The sequence below is a fragment of the Streptomyces sp. NPDC127177 genome (genome assembly GCF_042672475.1).
Lineage (GTDB): Bacteria > Actinomycetota > Actinomycetes > Streptomycetales > Streptomycetaceae > Streptomyces.
The window spans coordinates 333481-354057 of record NZ_JBHXUW010000001.1 but is presented as its reverse complement, the minus strand read 5'-3'; the positions used below and the strand labels follow the sequence as shown (position 1 = coordinate 354057).

18 protein-coding genes are annotated in these 20577 nt (G+C 71.2%); 9 read left to right on the top strand and 9 right to left on the bottom strand.

Going from position 1 to position 20577, the window contains the following annotated elements; genetic code table 11:
• Positions 1–185: 185 nt before the first annotated feature.
• From ACFVJX_RS01560 to ACFVJX_RS01545, 4 genes are read left to right on the top strand one after another with little or no spacing between them, the layout of a single operon-like run.
• Positions 186–1049, top strand: coding sequence for a fumarylacetoacetate hydrolase family protein (locus ACFVJX_RS01560; protein ID WP_384126720.1), 864 nt, complete (start codon positions 186–188; stop codon positions 1047–1049).
• A gap of 47 nt (positions 1050–1096) precedes the next feature.
• Positions 1097–2062, top strand: a complete 966-nt coding sequence (locus ACFVJX_RS01555; protein ID WP_384126718.1) for a VOC family protein — start codon at positions 1097–1099, stop codon at positions 2060–2062.
• Between the two features lie 8 nt (positions 2063–2070).
• A complete protein-coding gene (locus ACFVJX_RS01550) occupies positions 2071–3705 on the top strand; it encodes a bifunctional 3-(3-hydroxy-phenyl)propionate/3-hydroxycinnamic acid hydroxylase (RefSeq protein WP_384126716.1) in 1635 nt (544 codons plus the stop codon).
• Entirely contained in the window at positions 3702–5681 is a 1980-nt protein-coding gene (locus ACFVJX_RS01545; protein ID WP_384126715.1) for an acetoacetate--CoA ligase, read from the top strand. Before ACFVJX_RS01550 ends, ACFVJX_RS01545 begins: the two co-directional genes overlap by 4 nt.
• Before the next feature lie 97 nt (positions 5682–5778).
• On the opposite strand, the gene ACFVJX_RS01540 is transcribed toward ACFVJX_RS01545, so the two are convergent.
• The 3 genes from ACFVJX_RS01540 to ACFVJX_RS01530 all read right to left on the bottom strand — a co-directional run bounded on the left by ACFVJX_RS01540 (position 5779) and on the right by ACFVJX_RS01530 (position 9164).
• Positions 5779–6474, bottom strand: coding sequence for a type 1 glutamine amidotransferase domain-containing protein (locus ACFVJX_RS01540; protein WP_384126714.1), 696 nt, complete (start codon positions 6472–6474; stop codon positions 5779–5781).
• Between the two features lie 208 nt (positions 6475–6682).
• Entirely contained in the window at positions 6683–8128 is a 1446-nt protein-coding gene (locus ACFVJX_RS01535) for an amidohydrolase family protein (protein ID WP_384126712.1), read from the bottom strand.
• 85 nt (positions 8129–8213) lie between these two features.
• Positions 8214–9164, bottom strand: a complete 951-nt coding sequence (locus ACFVJX_RS01530; RefSeq protein ID WP_384126711.1) for an amidohydrolase family protein — start codon at positions 9162–9164, stop codon at positions 8214–8216.
• 76 nt (positions 9165–9240) lie between these two features.
• Between ACFVJX_RS01530 and ACFVJX_RS01525 the strand changes: the two genes are divergently transcribed.
• Complete coding sequence (locus tag ACFVJX_RS01525) at positions 9241–10062, top strand: IclR family transcriptional regulator (protein WP_384126710.1); 822 nt, start codon at positions 9241–9243, stop codon at positions 10060–10062.
• Between the two features lie 70 nt (positions 10063–10132).
• Here ACFVJX_RS01525 and ACFVJX_RS01520 read toward each other — a convergent pair whose 3' ends face one another.
• Both ACFVJX_RS01520 and ACFVJX_RS01515 read right to left on the bottom strand, forming a co-directional pair.
• Positions 10133–10714 (bottom strand): nuclear transport factor 2 family protein, encoded by a 582-nt coding sequence (locus ACFVJX_RS01520; protein WP_384126708.1) that lies wholly within the window; start codon positions 10712–10714, stop codon positions 10133–10135.
• A 26-nt stretch (positions 10715–10740) separates the two neighbouring features.
• Positions 10741–11307, bottom strand: a complete 567-nt coding sequence (locus tag ACFVJX_RS01515) for a flavin reductase family protein (RefSeq protein ID WP_384126707.1) — start codon at positions 11305–11307, stop codon at positions 10741–10743.
• A 309-nt stretch (positions 11308–11616) separates the two neighbouring features.
• On the opposite strand from ACFVJX_RS01515, the gene ACFVJX_RS01510 reads away from it, so the two are divergent.
• Positions 11617–12825: an acyl-CoA dehydrogenase family protein gene (locus tag ACFVJX_RS01510; protein ID WP_384126706.1), complete on the top strand. Its 1209-nt coding sequence runs from the start codon at positions 11617–11619 to the stop codon at positions 12823–12825.
• Positions 12826–12832: 7 nt separating this feature from the next.
• Here the strand turns inward: ACFVJX_RS01510 and ACFVJX_RS01505 are convergent, their stop codons facing one another.
• Both ACFVJX_RS01505 and ACFVJX_RS01500 read right to left on the bottom strand, forming a co-directional pair.
• Entirely contained in the window at positions 12833–14176 is a 1344-nt protein-coding gene (locus ACFVJX_RS01505) for a PucR family transcriptional regulator (RefSeq protein ID WP_384126704.1), read from the bottom strand.
• A gap of 59 nt (positions 14177–14235) precedes the next feature.
• Entirely contained in the window at positions 14236–14916 is a 681-nt protein-coding gene (locus ACFVJX_RS01500) for a GntR family transcriptional regulator (protein WP_384126703.1), read from the bottom strand.
• A gap of 177 nt (positions 14917–15093) precedes the next feature.
• Here ACFVJX_RS01500 and ACFVJX_RS01495 point away from each other — a divergent pair, with 177 nt between their 5' ends.
• The gene (locus tag ACFVJX_RS01495; RefSeq protein WP_384126702.1) at positions 15094–15972 is read left to right on the top strand and encodes an alpha/beta fold hydrolase; all 879 of its coding nucleotides are present in this window, start codon (positions 15094–15096) and stop codon (positions 15970–15972) included.
• 135 nt (positions 15973–16107) lie between these two features.
• The gene (locus ACFVJX_RS01490) at positions 16108–18060 is read left to right on the top strand and encodes a BTAD domain-containing putative transcriptional regulator (protein ID WP_384126701.1); all 1953 of its coding nucleotides are present in this window, start codon (positions 16108–16110) and stop codon (positions 18058–18060) included.
• Positions 18061–18111: 51 nt separating this feature from the next.
• On the opposite strand, the gene hypB is transcribed toward ACFVJX_RS01490, so the two are convergent.
• Together hypB and ACFVJX_RS01480 are read right to left on the bottom strand one after the other, a co-directional pair.
• On the bottom strand, positions 18112–18846 hold the full coding sequence (gene hypB / locus ACFVJX_RS01485) for a hydrogenase nickel incorporation protein HypB (RefSeq protein ID WP_384126699.1): 735 nt from the start codon (positions 18844–18846) through the stop codon (positions 18112–18114).
• Between the two features lie 54 nt (positions 18847–18900).
• On the bottom strand, positions 18901–19230 hold the full coding sequence (locus ACFVJX_RS01480) for a hydrogenase maturation nickel metallochaperone HypA (protein ID WP_384126698.1): 330 nt from the start codon (positions 19228–19230) through the stop codon (positions 18901–18903).
• A gap of 259 nt (positions 19231–19489) precedes the next feature.
• On the opposite strand from ACFVJX_RS01480, the gene ACFVJX_RS01475 reads away from it, so the two are divergent.
• Positions 19490–20545: a hydrogenase expression protein HypE gene (locus tag ACFVJX_RS01475; protein ID WP_384126697.1), complete on the top strand. Its 1056-nt coding sequence runs from the start codon at positions 19490–19492 to the stop codon at positions 20543–20545.
• Positions 20546–20577 lie beyond the last annotated feature (32 nt).

Genomic DNA, 20577 nt, shown 5'->3' with positions numbered 1-20577 from the left:
CGACGGCTGTGACCACGCATGCCGTCGCGCACGCGCCGGGCCCGCACCCCGTAGACATCCGGCACCATCGGGCGACACCGCACGGAAACGCCACTCGAAGAGATTATCGTTAATCTATTGCATTCATGCGATCAGACGTGAAAACTGCGTTTCAGATGCTCCGCACCACACATCGGGAGACGCACATGCGCATCGCGAACATCAACGGGCGGCTGACGCTGCGCGGCGCCGACGGATATCTGGACGTCGCCGAAGCCAGCGGCGGCAGGTTCGGCCCCGATCCGCAGGCCGTGTACGCCGACTGGAACGCCTTCACGCAATGGGCGCGGGCTCACCCGGGAGCCGGTCGGACCGCGGCCGCGGCACTCCCCGCCACCGGACACGCCACGGTGTGGGGACCCCCGGTCCCCCGGCCTGCCCAGATCTTCGCTGTCGGGCTGAACTATCGAGACCACGTCCTCGAGTCGAAACTGCAGATCCCCGAGGAACCCGCCGTCTTCACCAAGTTCGCCACGTCACTCACCGGCCACGAACAGGGCGTAGCCCTCCCGGAAGGGCTCGTGGACTGGGAAGTCGAGCTCGTGGTGGTCATCGGGGAACGCTGCCACCTGGCGACCCGGGAGGCGGCCTGGTCCCATGTGGCCGGAGTGACCGTGGGGCAGGACCTGTCCGAGCGACGCCTCCAGCTCACCGGGCCGGCGCCCCAGTTCTCCCTGGGCAAGTCCTACCCCGGCTTCGCGCCCACCGGGCCCGAGCTGGTCACCGTCGACGAGCTCGCCGATCCGGACGATCTGGAGATCGGGTGCTCCCTGGAGGGCGGTGAGGTGCTGCAGAAGAGCCGCACCTCGAACATGATCTTCGACGTTCCGGAACTGATCGTCCGCCTGTCGGCCGTCTGCCCACTGCTGCCGGGGGACCTGATCTTCACCGGCACCCCCGCCGGGGTGGGTGGGGCCCGTACCCCGCAGAAGTTCCTGGCGCCCGGCGACGTCCTCGTCAGCCGGCTCGAAGGGGTCGGCAGCCTGCGCAATCCGATGCAGGCGCCCTGAAACACCCCACCCGAGAGAAACAGTCCATCCGAAGAAGGCCGACCACCATGCCACTGCACCGCTTGACCCAGATCGTCATGGGCGTGCCGAACGTCGAACAGACCGCCGCCTACTACAAGGACTTCGGTTTGGCCCCGAGCACGGGCCCGCTCATCACCCCGGGCGCCCCGCCCTCCGCCGGACACGGCTTCTCGACGGTGGACGGTGGGGAACAGCTGCGCATCGTCCATTCCCCGCGCCGGCGTCTCGTCGAGCTCGGTGTGGGCGCCGACGACCCCGACGACCTCGACCGCGTCGCGTCCGCGCTGTCGGGACTCGGTGTCCCCGTCCACCGCACCCCCACCGCCGTCACCGCCGTCGACCCGGGCACCGAGCTCCTGGTCCGTGTCGAGATCGCGCCACGCTACGACCAGCCGGCCACTCCCCCGCCGCCGTACAACACACCGGGTATCGACGCCCGCCTGCAGGAGCGGGCCCCCGGCATCCTTCGCGAGGGCCCGGTCCGGCCGCGCAAGCTGGGGCACGTCGTGCTCGGCTCCACCGACCAGGAGTTCTCGCAGCGGTTCTTCAACGAGGGCATCGGTTTCCGGATCAGCGACACGGTGAAGGGCATGGCGGCCTTCATGCGCTGCTCCAGTGACCACCACAACGTCCTGGTGCAGCAGGCGCCGGTGGCCTTCCTGCACCACACCTCGTGGCAGGTCGACGACGTCGACGAGGTCGGCCGCGGAGCGACCGCCATGCTGGAGGCCGATCCCGGCCGCCACACCTGGGGGCTCGGCCGGCACTTCATCGGCTCCAACTTCTTCTGGTACCTCAAGGATCCGGCCGGCACCTTCTCCGAGTACTACTCCGATCTCGACTGCATCGTCGACGACGCGCTGTGGAAGCCGGGCGAGTGGGAGGGCGCGAGGGCCCTGTGGGCGTGGGGGCCGCCCCCGCCGCCTTCGTTCCTCGCCCCGGAGGACCTGGCGGAGCTCATGACCGGCTCCCACGCCGCCCCGCCGAAGTAGGAGCTGCCATGACTCTGCACGAGGACCGCACCACGGACGGCGACGTCCTGGTCGTGGGAGCCGGCCCGGTCGGCCTGGCGTGCGCGCTCTTCCTGGCTCGCGACGGACGGAAGGTGACCGTGCTCGAACGGTGGCCCTCCCCCTATCCCCGGCCCCGCGCCGTGCACTTCGACGACGAGGTCGCGCGTCTGCTGGCGGGGGCGGGTATCGGCGACCGGCTCGGTGACCTCACCGAGCCCGCCGACACCTACGAGTGGCGCAACGCCGCCGGTGAGACGCTGCTGAGTTTCGACTGGTCCACGGTCGGGCCGTCGGGCTGGCCCACCGCGTCGATGATGTACCAGCCGGATCTGGAGCAGGCGCTGGTGGAGGTCGCCGAGGCCGCCCCGGCCATCACCGTCCTGCGGGGGCACGAGGCGGTCCGGCTCGTCGAGAGCACCGACTCGGTCCACATCACCACCCGCGACAGTGCCGGTGCCGAGCGGCACTTCACCGCGCCCTGGGTCGTCGGCAGCGACGGCGCCAACAGTTTCGTCCGCACCCACATGCCGACGGAGATGCTCGATCTGGGCTTCTTCTACGACTGGCTGATCGTCGACGTCCGCCCGCACGAGCAACGCACCTGGCATCCGGTCAACCTCCAGATCTGCGACCCCGCACGGCCCACCACCGTGGTCTCCGGTGGCCCCGGGCGCAGGCGCTGGGAGTTCATGCGCATGCCCGGCGAGACGGTCGAACAGCTCAACACCGAGGGCGCCGCATGGAGGCAGCTGGCCCGCTGGGGCCTCGACGCGCAGAACTGCACGCTGGAGCGGCACGCCGTCTACACCTTCCAGGCCCAGTGGGCGACCACGTGGCGCGCGGGCCGGCTCCTGCTCGCCGGCGATGCCGCCCATCTGATGCCCCCCTTCGCCGGTCAGGGCATGTGCTCGGGCATCCGCGACGCGGCCAACCTCGCCTGGAAGCTGAACCTCGTGCTCAACGGTGAAGCGGACCCCGGGGTACTGGACACCTACGGCAGCGAGCGCAGCGCACACGTCCAGCACGCCATCGGCAAGTCCGTCGAGCTCGGCAAGGTCATCTGCGTCACGGACCCCGATGCCGCGGCGCAGCGGGACGCCTCGATGATCGCGCAGGATGGTGACCCGGAACGCATCCTGCCCCCCTTGCCGCCCGAGACGCTTGGCGACGGGGTCATCTCGGGAGACCGGACGGACCGCTCGGCCGGGCGGCTCAGCATCCAGGCCCGCGTCCGCCACCGTGCTCGTACCGGACTGCTCGACGAGGTGACCGGACACGGTTTCGTGGTGGCCGCCACCACCGATCCCCGCACCGTCCTCGCGCCCGAGCAGCTCGAGTACCTCGACCGGATCGGCGCACACGTGCTGCACCTGGCGCCCGTGAACACTGACGCCGACCCCGAGGTCGCCGCCTTCGACATCGACGACGTCTATGTGCCGCGCCTGCGGGCGGAAGGGCATATCGGCGTGGTGATCCGACCCGACCACTACATCTTCGGCACCGCCCGCACCGCGCGGGAGCTGACGGACCTCGTCAGCGACCTGCGGCATCAACTGGCGTTCCCTGCCGTCCCGGCAGCAGCGGCGCCCCGCACATCGGCGGCCTCGGAAGGTGGCATATGAACACGGCGGACGAGAGCTCCTCGCCGACGGCGCCCGTGTGGGTACCCGATCCGGCTGCCGTCGCACTCTCACACATCGGCCGCTTCACCGAGTTCGTCGCGACCCGTACCGGTACGCACCACCCCGACTACCGGTCGTTGTGGGAGTGGTCGGTGCAGGACCTCGCCGCGTTCTGGTCGGCCGTGTGGGACTTCTTCGGCATCCGGTCCAGCGGTTGCCATGACCGGGTCCTCGACGACGCGCCCATGCCCGCCACCCGTTGGTTCACGGGAGCACGGCTCAACTACGCGGAACACGCGCTGCGCGTCGACGACCCGGGGCCGGCGATCATCTCCGTCGGTGAGGACGGTGCGGCCACCCGTACCAGTCGCGGTGATCTGCGTCGCCAAGTCGGTTCGCTGGCAGCCTGGTTGCGTCGCAACGGCGTCAGGGCCGGGGACCGGGTCGTAGGCTACCTGCCCAACACCGTGCACACGGCCGTCGCCTTTCTGGCTGCGGCCAGTGTCGGCGCGGTCTGGTCCGCCTGCGGTCAGGACTACGGGGCCTCCGGCGCCGCCGCCCGCTTCGGGCAGCTGGAGCCTGTCGTCCTGTTCGCCGCGGACGGGTACCGGTGGAACGGCAGGGAACATGACCGCCGCGCCGAGGTCGACCGGCTCCGCGACGCCCTGCCGACCGTGCGGCACACCGTCCGCGTGCCGCACCTCGGACTGCCCCTGCCCGAGGATCCGGGCTCGTCCGACTGGGCCGATGTGACCGGCGGCCAGGAGGAGCCCGTCTTCGAGCAACTGCCGTTCGACGCACCCCTGTGGGTGCTGTTCTCCTCCGGGACGACGGGCACGCCCAAGGGCATCGTGCACGGACACGGGGGCGTGCTGCTGGATCACCACAGGCTGCTGGGCCTGCAACTCGACCTGCGTCCCGGCGACCGGTTCCTCTGGTACACGACCACGAACTGGATGATGTGGAACCTGGTGATCTCCGGCCTGCTGCTCGGGGCCACGCCGGTGCTGTACGACGGCAGCCCCGCCCACCCGGGGCCGGGGCGGTTGTGGGAACTGGCGGCAGAACACCGTGCCGCCGTCCTGGGTGTGAGCCCCGGATACCTGCTGGGCTGCGTCAGAGCCGGCCTGGAGCCGGGTCGTGAGCACGACCTCTCCGCCCTGCGGGTACTGGGCTCCACCGGTGCCCCGCTGCCGGCCCAGCCGTACTACTGGGTCCGCGACAACGTCGGTCCGCGGGTGCAGGTCGCCTCGACCAGCGGAGGCACCGACATCGTCAGCGGATTCTCCGGAAGCGCACCCAACACCCCCGTCTGGGCCGGAGAGATCTCCGCTCCCCTGCTCGGCGTCGCGCTGGAAGCCTGGGACGCGCACGGTCGTCCCGTCACCGGCGAGGTGGGCGAGCTGGTCGTGACCCGGCCGCTCCCGTCGATGCCCCTGTACTTCTGGAACGATGCCGACGGCTCCCGCTACCGTGACGCCTACTTCAGCGCCTTCCCCGGTGTCTGGCGCCACGGCGACTGGATGACCCGCACCTCGCGCGGCAGTGTGATCGTTTCGGGACGTTCCGACTCGACCCTCAACCGGCAGGGCGTCCGTCTCGGCAGCGCCGACGTCTACGCCGTGGTCGATGAACTACCCGGTGTCCGGGAGAGCTTGGTCATCGGAGCGGAACTCCCGGACGGTGGGTACTGGATGCCGCTCTTCCTCGTGATGGAACCCGGCCACGACCTCACCGACACCGTGCGCGCCCGGATCATCGCCGCCATCCGCACCCGGGCGTCGCCACGCCACGTTCCCGACACCGTCCTGGCCGTACCCGCCGTCCCCCACACCCGGACGGGCAAGAAGCTGGAGGTGCCCGTGAAGCGCATCCTGCAAGGCGTGCCGATAGAGCAGGTGGCCGACCGTGAGGCAGTCGACGACTTCGAGGCACTCGCGTACTTCACCCGCTTCGCCGCCGTCCGGGACCGGTGATGTGCCGATGGTGACGTGACCCGGCGGCCGGTGAACGCGAGGGGCGCACCGCGACATGCGGTGCGCCCCTCGCCTGCCGGCCGGCTCGAAGCGCGTGTCAGACGAGCTTCTTGAGGAGTTCGGCGGCGAGCAGACCGGACGAGGCGGGGTTCCGGCCGGTGACGACATTGCGGTCGACCTCGACGTGCGGCGCCCACGGCTCGCCCACCTCGACCTCGAGACCGGCTTCGGTGAGCCGGTCCTGGAGCAGCCACCTCGCCGTCTCGACGTTACCGGCGAGCTGCTCCTCGGTGTTGCTGAAGGCCGTGATCCGGTAGCCGGCATAGGCGTTGGTCCCGTCCTCCTTGAGCGCGGCCAGCAGTGCGGCCGGACCGTGGCAGATCACACCCACCGGCAGGCCGGACTCCAGCGCCCGGGTGAGTACGCGGCCGGAGTCGGCGTCGGCCGACAGATCCTCCATGGGGCCCTGGCCGCCGGGGACGTACACCGCGTCGAAGTCCTCCACCGTCACATCGCTGAGCGCCAGCGGGCTCTGCAGTTCGGCTGCACCTTCCACCACGGCCAGTACGGAGGCGGCGTTCTCCTCACCACCGTTCGCCCCGGCGCCGAGACTGGACGGTTCCACCGGAGGCACCACGCCGCCCGGTGTGGCCACAGTGATCTCGTGGCCCGCGGCCTTGAACGCCTTGTAGGGGATGACCGCTTCGCCGGCCCAGTAGCCGGTGCGCTTCTTGCTGCCGTCGGCCAGCGTCCGCCGGTCGGCGCCGGTCATCACAAAAAGGATCTTCGCCATGTGCTCTCCTGGAGGGGTTCCGGCCTGCATGGTCACCTCGCGCGATGGGGGCCGTCGCGCGGCCGCACCCGGGCGACACCAAGACGTTAGCCCCATCTGCCGTGGGCGTACCGGCGGATATACCGATCCCGGCCATCGGTAATCCGATGGCCGACGGCGGACGCGGGCCCTCAGGACCTGGGCTCGGTGCTGGGGGCCCGCGTCCAGGTCAGTGGGCGCCCGGCTCGGCGGCCACGCGCTCCAGGACGCCGTCGAGGTCGGCGCGTGACCACCAGGAGCCCTCCCTCATCACCCCGGCGATCGCCCGGAGGGCGGTGTGACTCTGCAGCGGGTCCTCGTCCAGGAGCACCAGGTCGGCGGGCATGCCCGGCGCGATTCGGCCGAACGCGCCTTCCTCTCCCAGGAAGCGGGCCGGCTCGGTCGTTGTCATCCGCAGGATGGTCAGGGGGTCCAGGCCGGCTTCGGCGAGGAGGCCGAACTCGTCGTGGAGGGCGAAGCCCGGGATGATCCCGGCGGCTCCGCACGCGTCGGTTCCGGCGACCATCGGGACTCCGGCGTCGGCGAAGGTCCTGGTCATCCTCAGCTGCGCGTCCCAGTGGCCGCGCAGGGCGCTGCGGGTGGCGTCGGGAAGCCTGGAGAACCTCTTCACGGACCTGTCCCAGGTGCGCAGTTCCTCCGGGGCCATGTAGCGGCGCCTCGGGTCCTCGGTGTGTTCGGGTGAGTCGGCGAACTGCTGGGTGTGGACGCGGATCAGTGTCGGGCACTGCCAGGTGGAGTGTTGGACGAACAGGGCGGCCAGTTCCTCGGCCTTCTGCTGATCGTAGGAGGCGTCGGCGAGGGTGTAGGCGTGCGCTTCCGGTTCGGAGGTCGCGGTAGCGGGGTTGGTGACCATTCCCTTGATCAGTTTCATCGCCAGCTTCTCGGCGCCGGGGATCTTGATCCTGGGGATGGGGGGAAGCTTGCGGGTGACGTTCCCCGCGCGGACCTCCCCCTCCTTCGAGGAGGCCGCGGCGAACACGGTGACGCCCGGGCCGAGGTGCTCGATCGACCACACCCCGGCGCGTGCGGCCTCACGGGGATCGAGGTCGGCCGGCAGGTGACCGCCCAGCCGGATGCCGAGCCGGTTCGCCTCCCGCAGCGCTGCCAGGAAGGTCTCCCCGGTCGTCATGCCCGCCTTGACGAAGTCGGCACCGTCCCGGTGCTGTTCACGCACGGCCCGCACGGCGCCGTCGACGGTGCTCGCGTTCAGCGGGGTCAGCAGGTCACCGGCGGTCGCCTTGAGGGCGGGTGCCCCGGTCGGCCGGGGCAGCCCGCCATCGCGCCGGGCCTTGAGCAGCGCCCTGTTTCCGGACATCTGACGGAAGCCGGCGATGCCGTTGGCGAGCATCAGCGCATAGGTTCCGTCGACGTCCTTCGGGGTGTTCAGGGCGTGCAGGTGCATGTCCATGTACGCCGGGACGAGGAACCTGCCCCGGCCCTCCACCACGTGCGCGCCCTCGTCGGGTGCGCCGGTCGCCGTCACGGAGGTGACCCGGCCGCCCTCGACCACCACGTCCTGACCGGGTGTGCCGTGCCCGTCCAGTGGGTCGACCACGGTGACGTCGCTCAGCCGCACGCGCCCGTTGATCCGGGACGGTTCGACGTACCTGCTCATATCTCTCCTTGGGGTCGTCGCGGTGACCGGCCGCGCGCGCCGGGTCGCCGCGCGCCTGTCCGTTCCGCGGGTTTCCGGGCGGCTGTCACGCGAGGAACAGCTGGTGTGCGTTACGGGTGGTGAGGTCGCGCCAGGTGTCGGTGGCGGACGGCTGCGCGGCCGAGTCGACGGACGCCACCTGGGTGAGCACCGCTCCCTCGGGTGTCCAGCAGTAGTCGCTCCCGTACAGGAGGCGGTCGGTGCCGAACGCGGCCGCGAGCGCGGGGACCTGGCGCGGGAACGGGGTCCCGGCCATGTCGTACCAGAGACGGCCGAGCTGTTCCACGGCGCCGGCCGTGTCCCGGGGGCCGCCCTCCATAAGTGCGCTGAACAGTTCGATGCGGTCGGCGAGCAGCGGCAGCGCGCCTCCGCCGTGGGTCAGCACCCAGCGGATCCGGGGATGGCGGGTGAGGACACCGCGCAGGAGAAGGTCGCTCGCGCTGCGGGCGGTGTCGAACAGGAACTCCAGCATCGGCCGCGGCCGTCCCAGGGCGAGCTCGTCGGCGTGGGGCGGTGACGTGGGGTGGACGAAGACGACGGCTGCGCGGCGGCCGAGCTCCTCCCACAGCGGTTCGAACCGGGGGTCGCCGAGGTAGAGGCCGTGGTGGTTGGTCTCCACGGCGACTCCGTCCGCACCGAGTACGTCGAGGGCATGGACCGCTTCGGCCAGCGAGCCCTCGACGTCGGGAAGCGGCAGGGAGGCGAAGTGGCCGAACCGCGAAGGGCGTTCGCTGCGCACCTGGGCTCCGAACCCGTTGACCTCCCGCGCCAGGGCCCGTGCCGCGGCAGCGTCACCGAAGTGCACTCCCGGTGAGGAGACGGACAGGTAGGACTTCTCGATTCCCGAGCGCTCCATCAGGTCGAGTTGCCGCTCGACGCTCCACGTGGGCCAGCCCGGCATGCCGTCGGGGTGTTCGATGCCGGCGGCCCTGGCCGCTGCGACATAGCTGTCCGTGACGAAGTGGGCGTGGACGTCGATGAGGCCGGTCGAGGTCATGTGGTGCTCCCTGGCTTGCGGGTCCGTACATCAATCAGCGTAGGAAGGGGGCCGTAGGATGGCATGAGTGATTCCAATGAATGAAACGCGGAGTTCCGCGGGTGCGGTGCCACGGCGCGGGGGCAAGCCCGCCGAGGGGCAGCCGGTCATCGACCGGGCGTTCGCGCTGCTCGGCGCTTTCGACAGCGACCACCGTGCACTGCCCCTGGGGGAACTCGCGCAGCGAAGTGGCATTCCCCGCAGCAGCGCTCTGCGGATCGCCCGCTCCCTCGTGCAGGTGGGCGCGCTCGAGCGGCTCGACGACGGCCGCTACGTCGTGGGGCTGCGGCTCCTGGAGACCGCTTCGCTGGCTCCGCGCGGTCATGGGCTGCGATCCGTGGCCATGCCGTTCATGGAGGACCTCTTCCACGTCACCCGCCAGCACGTACTGCTCGCCGTTCGTGACCAGCAGGAGGCACTGCTCGTCGAGAGGCTTTCCGCGCTGGACGCGGGACCGGTGGCCTACCGCGTCGGGGGCCGTCTTCCACTCACGTCCACCGGCGTCGGACTGGTGCTGCTCGCCTTCGCACCGGTGCCCGTGCAGGACCACGCCATCGACGCGTACGAGCCCGAGCTGGGCCCTGACGGCATCGACACCGCGACCGACCTGCGCCGCCTGCTCGCGGAGGTACGGCGTGGCGACCACGTCTTCGGCCGGCAGAGTCGTCCCTGGCGGCTGAACACCGTGGCCGCGCCGGTACGGGACGGCCACGAGGTGGTGGCGGCTCTGTCCGTCGTGGCGCCCAGTACCGGCTTCGCGGAGGCGGGCTACGGTCCTGCTGTCCGGGCAGCGGCCCGTGCGATCTCCCGCAGGCTGGACGAGGACGGCCACCGGGCCGCGCGTCCGGGTCACGCCTGATGCCGTCCGCGAAGGCGGCGGAGACGGCGGAGGCGGTCCTGCGGCCCGGACAGGCGCTCGGCGGCGCCGGTCAGCCGTTGAGCCACTTGAGCGTCTCGGCGTAGAAGGCCGCGGTCTCCCCGGGCCGGTCGTCCCCCAGGAGACCTGGGGAGACCTCGTAGCCGCGACGGGCCAGGTGCCAGGCGAGGATCGCGTACGACGCCCGGTAGGGAGCGAGGTCGTCGGGAGCGATGGCGACGTGGCTGCCGGGCAGGACCGGGCCGATGGTGTCCCGCTCGTAGACGCAGTCCAGGCGGAGGATGCCCCAGCGGCCGTCGCGGCGCTCCAGACGGTGCACGATACGGGTGTACGAGACGATGTCGACGGCGACTCCCTCGATGTCGGTCCGCAGTTCGATGCCCGCGGGGAGCTCGACGAAGGCCCGGTCCGCGACGATCCGGACCACGGGCGGGGACAGGCGGTGAACACTGGCGTCGCCGCGGCCGGCCATGGCCTCGGAGGCCTCGACGAAGCCGGGCCCCGTGCCCCGGTACCAGCTGAGGTTCACCCTGGAGTCGGGCCAGTAGCAGTTCCGCATCCGGTCCCACCAGCCGCGGTCGCGCCCTTGGCGCTCCCGCAGAACGGTCTGGGTGACGAGATCCGTGTCCGTCATGGTGTGCTCCTGTTCCCGTCGGAGGTTCAGCGGTCCCACCAGCCGAAGGAGTGCGTGGGCGCGTGCACGCCGCCGGCCCGGTCGAGGCGTGCCAACTGGCCGCGGTGGAAGATCAGGGGTTTGCGGGGCCCGCGGGCCGCGGTGAGGCCACGCACCCGGCCCACCACCGCCATGTGGTCCCCGGCCGGGAAGCTCCCCTCGATGTCGCACACGATCCAGGCCGCCGCACCGCCGAGACGCGGCGCCGTGTGCGCCGCGAACTCCCAGTCCCCGGTGGCGAACCTGTCCGAGGCGCGCCGGGCGAAGGCCGAGCACACCTCCTGCTGGTCCTCGGCCAGTACGTTCACGCCGAAGTGCCCCGCGCCGACGATCGATCGCGCGCTCGCCGAGCCGGCGCCGGCGTAGAAGACCACCAGCGGAGGGTCGAGGGACACCGAGGTGAAACTGCCGACCGTGACGCCCACCGGGCCGGAGGACGTCGTAGCGGTCACCACACAGACGGACGTCGGCACGTGTCCCAGCACATGACGGAATGCCTCGGGGTCGGGGACGGTGGCGGGCGGGTCCGTCGCGGTAAGGGCGGATGCGGGCACAACTGCCTCCAGAGGGAGCGGGTTCCGAGTCCGCGTCGGCACGGCGGGAACGGATTGCCGCGGCGCGGGTTCCGTTCCAGTCATTCCACGCTGTTCTCCCCGTCGCACTGGGCCGGGGGGCCAAGCCGGATGGAAGGGCTTGGGCGTCCAGCCTAAAGCGGCGGCCGACTGGTCCGGCAGCGCAAGCGGTGGCCTGGATTCTGTGGTCCCGGAACCAAGACAGCGGGACGGGCCGGGCGTGCAATCCCACCAGCGGCATCCCGCCATGCGGGGTGCGCCGACCGAGCCGCGCAACGCCCGGAGGGCACCATGACCACCACCACGTCCACCCCGCAGACACCCGTCACGTCCGCCCCCGCCCTGGAGGAGAGCGCCAGGGCGCTGGTGCCTCTGCTGAGGGACAACGCAGCCCGTACGGAGGCCGACCGCAGGGTCGCCGAGGAGAACATCGAGGCCCTGGCAGGTGCCGGACTGTTCCGGCTGACGGTGCCGCGGCGCTTCGGCGGCCACCAGGCGGACTTCCGCACCTTCCTCGATGTCACCTCCGAACTCGCCCGCGGCTGCGGGTCCACCTCCTGGGTGACCACCCTGGTCAACGTGTGCAACTGGATGGTCGGTCTGTATCCCGACCGCGCCCAGCAGGAGGTCTGGGGCGAGGACCCCGACGCGCGGGTGTGCGGTGTCCTCGCCCCCAGTGCCACCAGCCGGGCGGTCGACGGCGGACTCGTCGTCACCGGCCGCTGGGGCTTCGCCTCCGGCAGCCTCCACGCGCAGTGGGCCACTCTCGGTGTCCCCGTCGTGAACGCCTCCGGCCGGCAGACCGACCAGGGTGCCGCACTCATCCCGATGCACGAACTGACGATCGAGGACACCTGGTACGTCGCGGGTATGCGGGGCACCGGCAGCAACACCCTCGTCGCCGACGAGGTCTTCGTACCCGCGCACCGCATCCTGTCGGTCACCCAAGGCGTGCAGGGCGGATACCCGACCGAGCACAAGGACGAGGCCCTGTACCGGTCCGCGCTGGTACCGGTGCTCGCGCTGGTACTGGCCGGTCCGCAGGTGGGGCTGGCCCAGGCGGGAATGGACCTGGTCTCGGCCTCCCTCGCCAAGGGCAAGGGCATCTCGTACACCTTCTACGAGCGCGCGACCGATGCGCCTTCGACACAGATCCAGCTGGCCGAGGCCGCCCAGCTGATCGACACCGCGCGTCTGCACCTGATGCGGGCCGCCGACGACATCGACCGCTGGGCGGGCCGGGGCGAGTACATGCCGTTCGAGACACGGGCGCGGGTCCGGATGGACACCGGTTACGTCGCCCGGCGCTCCCGTGAGGCCCTGGACCTGCTGCTGAGCATCCAGGGCGCCGGCAGTTTCGCCGAGGCCAATCCACTGCAGCGGATCTGGCGGGACCAGGAGACGGGCAGCCGGCACGCGGTCATCAACCCGGCCATCGCCGGTGAACTGTACGGGCGGGCGCTCCTCGGCATCGAGGAGCAGGTCACCCCGTTGATCTGACGAGCTGTCACGCGTGGTGGGGAGGACCGTCGTTCGGGTCCTCCCCGGCCGGCCGGAGCACGGAAGCGCCCAACACCCGGGCGGCTTCCAGCGCCGCCATCACCTCGGGCAGCCGGGACGTCAGTTCGTGCCCGAGCAGTTCCTGAGCCCGCTTGACCCGGTAGGTGACGGTGTTGCGCGCCACGTGCAGTTGCGCCGCGGCGGCCATCAGGCTGCGCTCATTGCGCAGGTACAGGCGCAGTGTCCGGCGCAGTTGCTCCGCGTGCGGGCTGTCCGCCGCCAGCGCCCCCAGCTCGTCGGCGACGAAGCGGCGAAGGGCCGGCAGGTCCACGGAGAGCAGTGCCGGGAGTTCGACATCCGGGTAGTCGACGACAGGGCCCGTGCCTCGGGGGTTGAGTTCCGTGATCCGGGCCGCGCGCAGGGCGTCCTCGTGGGACTGGCGGAAGCCGGGGAGTCCGTGGCGTACCGAGCCGAAGGCGAAGCGGAAGCCTTCCGGGTAGGGGTAATCGCCGGGCGCCGCGGTGGGGAGCGGGGCGTGGAGGTCGCCCCACGCCCACACGGTGGTCCGGCCGGTGGGGACGACCAGGACCGAGGCACAGCCGCGCAGGTGCAGCAGTTCGGCCGCCGCGCGCTGCAGATCACCGGGGGTGTCCGTGGCCGGGCTGTCGCACCAGGCGATGACGGCCAGGTGGCGGCCCTCCAGGCGGTGGGCGAGGAGCTCACGGGCCGCCTCCTCCCGGACCGGCTGTCCGTCGAGGATCGCGCGGACGGTCTCCTCGCGGGCGGCGGCCCCGCTGGCGAGCCACCGGTCGTGCTCGGCCAGGTATTCGGCGGTCATCCGTGAGGAGAACTCGTCCATGAAGGCGAAGAGCAGCTCGGAGATGCGACGGAACTGTTCGGCGTGTTCGGACGGCGCGGCCCGTTCCTGGCACGCGGTCATCAGCGCTTGTGTCAGCGCGGCGTGGGCGACGCGGATACCGCGCAACACCTTGTCCAGGCCCAGGCGCCGCCGGGCGAACTCACGGTCCCCCAGCAGGGATTCCTCAGGGACCACACGGCCCGAGGCCGGATCCGCCAGCAGGAGCAGGGCGTACAGCGTCGCCGCCTCGGTGCCCATTCGGAGGGTCTCGAAGGGGGCCTGGCCGCCGCCGAGTTCGGGAACCTCGCTGACGATGACGCGGGCCAGTTCCGCGCCGACGGCGACGGCCCAGGCCACCGGCCCGGAGCCGAGGCGGTCGGTCGCCTCGGCGATGGTGCCCCCGGAGCTCGCGGGCGCGTGAGGCGTGTGAGCGGGGTCGGGGGCGAGCAGGGAGACCCAGCCGGAGGGACCGGGATCATGGCGGTCCGTCATGACGTGCTCCTTGCCGTCGTGTGGGCAGTGCGTGCCGCGTCGCCGCCCTCGCCGCTCAACTACGCCACGGTGGCGGGGGCCGTACCGATCACCGTGCGCAGCGCCTGAGATGTGCGGTCGATATGCCGGGCGAGCAGCTCGGCCGCGGTGTCGGCGTCCCTGTCCAGCACGGCGTCGACGATGGCCTGGTGCTCGCCTGCGACATCGCGCTCGGTGTCGTGGCCGACGGGCAGAGACCAGCGCCGGTACAGCGTGGCCGCGTCCCGCAGGCTGAGGGCCGCGGCCAGCAACCGGGCGTTGCCGCACGCTTCGAGCAGGGTCTGGTGGAAACGCTCGTGCACGGGGAACCAGTCCGCGTTCAGCGTTCCGTCCGGGCGGAGCCCGTCGGTGCCCGCCAGGTGGTGGTGGGCGGCGACCACGGACGCCTCCCACTTGATGTCCCCGCGCTCCATGGACCGGCGCAGCACCAGGGTCTCGATCTCGATCCGGGCTTCGGTGAGTTCGTTCAGATCCGCCAGGGAGACCGTGACCACGCTGAATCCCTGTTGCGGCGCGGCATGCACGAGTCCCTGCTCGGAGAGGCGCGTGAGGGCTTCGCGCACGACCGACTGGCTGACCTCGAAGCGCTGGGAGAGCTCCACCAGGCGCAGCCGCTGACCGGGTTCGAACACCCCTTGGAAGATGTCCTCGCGGATTCGCGCGTGGACGACGCCGCCCCTAGTTGTCTTCGCACCAGCCATGGCCACAGACCGTAGCAGCTGAACGACACTGACAGCAATTATCGTTAATTTGCTGCCGCCGGGATGACGGAGCGGGGCGGTCCGGCACTGATCGGCTACTCATTCACGTCGGGCACCTTTGGTTCTGCCAGTCACCGGACTGGCGGGACGAGCGAGCACGAGCACGAAGGACCTGCCATGACACCCACCTTTCCCGGTTTCGCGCACACCCGGCTGCCCGGCGCGGACGGTGTCCACCTGAATGCCGCGACCGGGGGCGACGGCAGCCCCGTCGTCCTGCTGCACGGATTTCCCGAGACCCATCTGATGTGGCGGCACGTCGCCGCGAGGCTGGCCGGCGAGCACACGGTGGTCTGCCCCGACCTGCGCGGCTACGGCGCGAGCGACAAGCCGCCCGCCACCGGTGAGGACGTCTATTCCAAGCGCACCATGGCCGCGGACGTCGTCTCGATGATGGCCGGGCTCGGCCACGACCGGTTCGCGCTGGTCGGCCACGACCGTGGCGCCCTGGTCGCCTTCCGGGCCGGACTGGACCACCCCGAGACCGTCACGCATCTGGGCGTCCTCGATGTCGTGCCGACCCTGGACATGTGGGACGTGCTGCGGGGCGTCCCCGCCGCCGTCGGCTACCACCTGTTCCTGATGGCGCAGCCGGCCGGTCTGCCGGAGACCATGATCGCCAACAGTTCGGACGCCTTCTTCGGCTCCTTCCTGGACGCCTGGTCAAACGACCCGGCCGCGCTCCCGGAAGACGTACGCGCCGAGTACCTGCGGGCCGGCGCGGCCGCAGTGGACTCGATCGTCGCGGACTACCGCGCCTCGGCGGGCATCGACGTCACCCAGGACCGGGCGGATCTCGACGCCGGCTCCCAGCTCGCGATGCCCGTCACCGTGATCCAGCAGGACTGGGGCTCGCAGCTGGGCTACGACGCGGCGCAGGTGTGGCGGGCGTGGGCACCCGACCTCGACCACCGGCTGACCCGAGCCGGTCATTTCATGGCCGAGGAGGCCCCCGACGAGATCACGGCGGCGATCCAGGACCTGCTGGCCCGCTGACACGCGCGTACGCCGGAGCCCGCTACCGTTTCCTGCAGAGGACGGCCACCCCGAGCAGGCGTGAGCGGGCCCGTCAGCGCTTCCCCGACGAGCACCGGACAACCCGTCTCGCACCCCGGAAGGAATGAGCACGGCATGCGGATCGATGTGCTCGGCCCGGTACAGGCTCGGTACGACGACGGCCGGCCGGTCGAACTGGGCGGACCGCGTCACCGCGAGGTCCTCGGCCGTCTCGTCGCGGCCCGGGGCCGCACAGTCACCACGGACAGCCTGATCGACGATCTGTGGGATGACCGGCCGGCCGGCGCGGTGGGGGCGCTGCGCACCTTCGTGGCCGCGCTGCGCCGGGCCGTCGAGCCCGACCGGCCACCGCGTACACCGCCGCGGGTACTGGTCACGCAGGGGACGGGGTACCTGTTGCGGCTGCCGCGCGAAGCCGTGGACGTCAACCGCTTCCAGGACGCGCTGGACGCGGCCCGCCTGTCCCCCGGCAAGGCGGCGGAGCTCGGTGACCCGCTCGCCCTGTGGCGCGGCCCCGCCTACGCCGACCTGCCCGACTCCCCCTGGGTCCAGCGGGAACGCACCCGCCTCGAGGAACTGCGGCTGCAAGCTCTGGAACTCAGGGCAGACGCCCTGCTCGTATCCGGCCGGGGCGCCGCCCTGGTCGCTGAACTGGGCGCACACGTCGCCGAGCACCCCTGGCGCGAGCCGGCCTGGGGGCTGCTGGCCCGGGCCCTCTACCGCGACGGGCGCCAGGCAGAGGCGCTGGAGACCCTGCGCCGCGCCCGGACCATGCTCGTCGAACAGCTCGGGCTGGATCCCGGCCCACGGATGCGGCGCCTGGAAACCGACATCCTCAACAGGTCTCCCACGCTCGAACCGCACGACGAGCAGGAGCCCGGTCTCTCCTCCCTCGCGCGAACCCGACTGGGCCCGCGGACGACCGCTGAACTGGCCCGGACCCTCGCACTGGCCGGAGGCGACGCCCTGGTCGGCTCCCGCCGCGACCGGCTCACGGCCATCACCGCCGCCGAACGCACCGGAGACGTCACGCTGACCGCACGTGTCATCGGCGCCTACGACGTCCCCTCCATCTGGAGCCGCGCCGACGATCCCGCCCAGTCGCGCGCCGTCGTCGAGGCGGCCGATCGCACCCACCGTCGGCTCGGCCCCGACGGCCCCGCCGACCTGCGCGCCCGCCTCCTGTCCACCGTCGCCAACGAGAGCCGCGGCGCCGACACCACCGGCGCCGAACGCGAAGCCGCGCACACGGCCGCGCGCCTCGCCGAATCCCTGGCGAGGGACCTCGACGATCCCGCCCTGCTCGCCTACGCCCTCAACGGCGTGTTCCTGCAGTCCTTCGCTCACCCGGGCCGTGCGGCACAGCGCGACGCCATCGGCGTCGAACTGCTGGCCCTGACCAGCCGCCACGAGCTGCCCGCCTTCGAGATCCTGGGCCATCTCGTTCGTCTGCAATCCGCGTCAGCACTCGGTGAGCTCGATGCGGCGGCCGAGCACGCCGAGGCGGCGGAGCGGCTCGCCGACACCCACGAGTCCCCCCTCGTCCCCGTCCTCACGGCGTGGTTCGGAGCCCGTGTCACCGCTGCCCGGAGCGCCGAACCGGGCGGTCCCACCGCGGCGGCGGCGGCCGCGGCCTACCGAGCGGCCGACAACGGCCTGGCCGAAGCCGGAATGCCCGGCCTCCACCGCGGCCTGCTCCCGCTGGCCCTGCTCGGCCTGCGCCTGCTGCACGACCGTCCCGCACCCACCGATCCCGGCCTCGACTGGGGCCCCTACCTGCCCTGGGCGGCGCCCCTGCTCCTGCTGGCACGGGGCCGGGCCGAGGAGGCCCGCGCCGCCCTTCGCGCGGCGCCCGAACCGCCCGGTGACCACGTGCAGGAGGCCCTCTGGTGCCTCACCGCGCACGCCGCGACCCGCCTGGACGAGCCCGGCATCGCCGATCGCGCGGCAACGGCACTGCGTGACGCGCGAGGCGAACACGCGGGCGCCGCCAGCGGCATGCTCACCCTGGGCCCCGTGGACCGCTACCTCACCGGGGCCGGTGCCCGCCCCCGGAACGACCGCTGAGCCTCGGCAGCGCACACGTGCCCCGGCGGGCACCCGGGCCCGCCGACACGGCTACTTCTGCGCCGCCAGCCAGTCGTACCAGTGGGCCAGGCCCTCGCCGGTGGTAGCGGAGACCGTCAGCACGCGCACGTCCGGGTTGACCGAGCGCGCGTACCGTGTGCACCGCTCGACGTCGAAGTCGACGTAGGGGAGCAGGTCTGCCTTGTTGATGAGGATCAGATCCGCGGCGGCGAACATGTACGGATACTTCAGCGGCTTGTCCGTGCCCTCGGTGACCGAGATGACCACTGCCTTCGCCCGCTCCCCCAGATCGAACATGGCCGGACACACCAGGTTCCCGACGTTCTCGACCATGAGGAGCGATCCGTCGGCCGGGGACAGCGCGGTGAGGGCGTCCCGCATCATCTCCGCGTCCAGGTGGCACCCGGCTCCGGTGTTCACCTGCACCACGGCGCAGCCCGTGCGCCTGATCCGGTCGGCGTCGAGCCTGGTCTCCTGATCGCCCTCGACGACGGCCACCGGCCGGCGGCCGTCCAGATCAGTGATGGTGCGTTCGAGCAGTGTCGTCTTGCCCGCCCCGGGTGAGCTCATCACGTTCACGGCAACGACGCCGCGATCGGTCAGCCACGTCCGGTTGCGCTCCGCGATGAGGTCGTTCTTGGCCAGGACCTTCTGTTCGATGGTGACCGTCTCGCCGGAGCCGGCCGACCGGGGACGCTCATGCGGATGGGGGTGGGTGTGCGGATGCGCATGTCCGTGGTCCGGTGCGTCGTCCTCCCGCAGCATCACGATCCTGCTACCGCCGGACTCCTCGGAACACCCGCACGTTCCACACATGTTTCAGCCCACTCTCATCGAGACGATCTGCAGTTCCCGGCCCGATGTGATCTCCACGTCCGCACTGCCACAGGGGCACAGCAGAATCAGGTCGGTCAGGGTGAATTCGACGGCACAGGTCCGGCAGCGGCCGGCGCCGGGCTGCTGGTCGATCTCCAGCTCGGCCCCCTCGGCGGCCGTTCCCTCGGTGATCAGGCCGAAGCAGAACCGCATCGAGTCGGGCACCACAGCGGTGAGCACACCGACGCGGACGCGGACCTCGTGGACCGGACGCCCGGCGGCACGCTCGCACACCGAATCGACGACGCTCTGTGTGATGGCCAGCTCGTGCACCGCTGCCTCGCTCTTCCGGGGGTGGTGCCGACCGTAGGGCCACCGGGGCGGCGGGATGCCGCCCGACCGGACCGGTCCGCCCGCCGGATCACCCGGGCGGCCCATCGCATGTGGCCATTCGGCCCCGGGGAACAGGCGGGGCGGCCAATTCCCCGTGTTGCCGCCGCGCTCGGATCGGGGCGTGATGGTAGCAATGTGCGCGAACCCATCCATGGGGGCGGACGGCCGGTGAGCCGTCATCCCGAAAGGCGGCACTGCCATGCCGACAGAGGAAGCGGTAAAGGCGGAGGACACCCTGATCCACGTGCTGTGGATCAATGCGGGACTGAGCTGTGACGGCGATTCCGTCTCTTTGACGGCCGCCACTCAGCCGAGCATCGAGGAGATCGCGCTCGGTGCTCTGCCGGGCCTTCCCCAGGTCGCTGTGCACTGGCCGCTCATCGATTTCGAGTGCGGACCCAATGGCGGCGCCGACGATTTCCTCGAATGGTTCTTCAAGGCCGACCGCGGCGAACTGGAGCCGTTCGTCCTGGTGGTCGAGGGGTCCATTCCGAACGAGCAGCTGCACGACGAGGGTTACTGGTGCGGGTTCGGCAACGACCCCGCCACCGGCCAGCCGATGACCACCAGCGAGTGGCTGGACCGGCTGGCCCCGAAGGCCACCGCGGTCGTCGCGGTCGGCACCTGCGCGACGTACGGCGGAATCCACGCCATGGCGGGCAACCCGACCGGTGCGATGGGAGTCCCCGACTACCTGGGCTGGGACTGGAAGTCCAAGGCGGGCATCCCGATCGTCTGCGTCCCCGGGTGTCCGATCCAGCCGGACAACCTTTCGGAGACGCTCACGTACCTGCTCTACATGGCCACCGACCAGGCCCCGATGATCCCGCTCGACGACGCGCTGCGGCCGACCTGGCTGTTCGGTTCGACGGTCCACGAGGGCTGTGACCGGGCCGGGTACTACGAGCAGGCCGACTTCGCGACGGAGTACGGCTCGCCGAAGTGCATCGTCAAGCTGGGCTGCTGGGGGCCGACGGTCAAGTGCAATGTGCCCAAGCGCGGCTGGATGAACGGGATCGGCGGCTGCCCCAACGTCGGTGGCATCTGCATCGGATGCACCATGCCCGGCTTCCCGGACAAGTTCATGCCCTTCATGGACGAGCCCCCGGGCGGAAAGCTCTCGACCAACACGGTCGGGCTGTACGGGTCGACCATGCGGCGTCTGCGCCACATCACCACACACACCCTGGACCACGAACCGAAATGGCGCAGGCCCGGCAGGGAACTCACGACCGGCGCCACCCGCACCTGGTGAACGACCGCCACGGTAAATGACCGCACAATCAC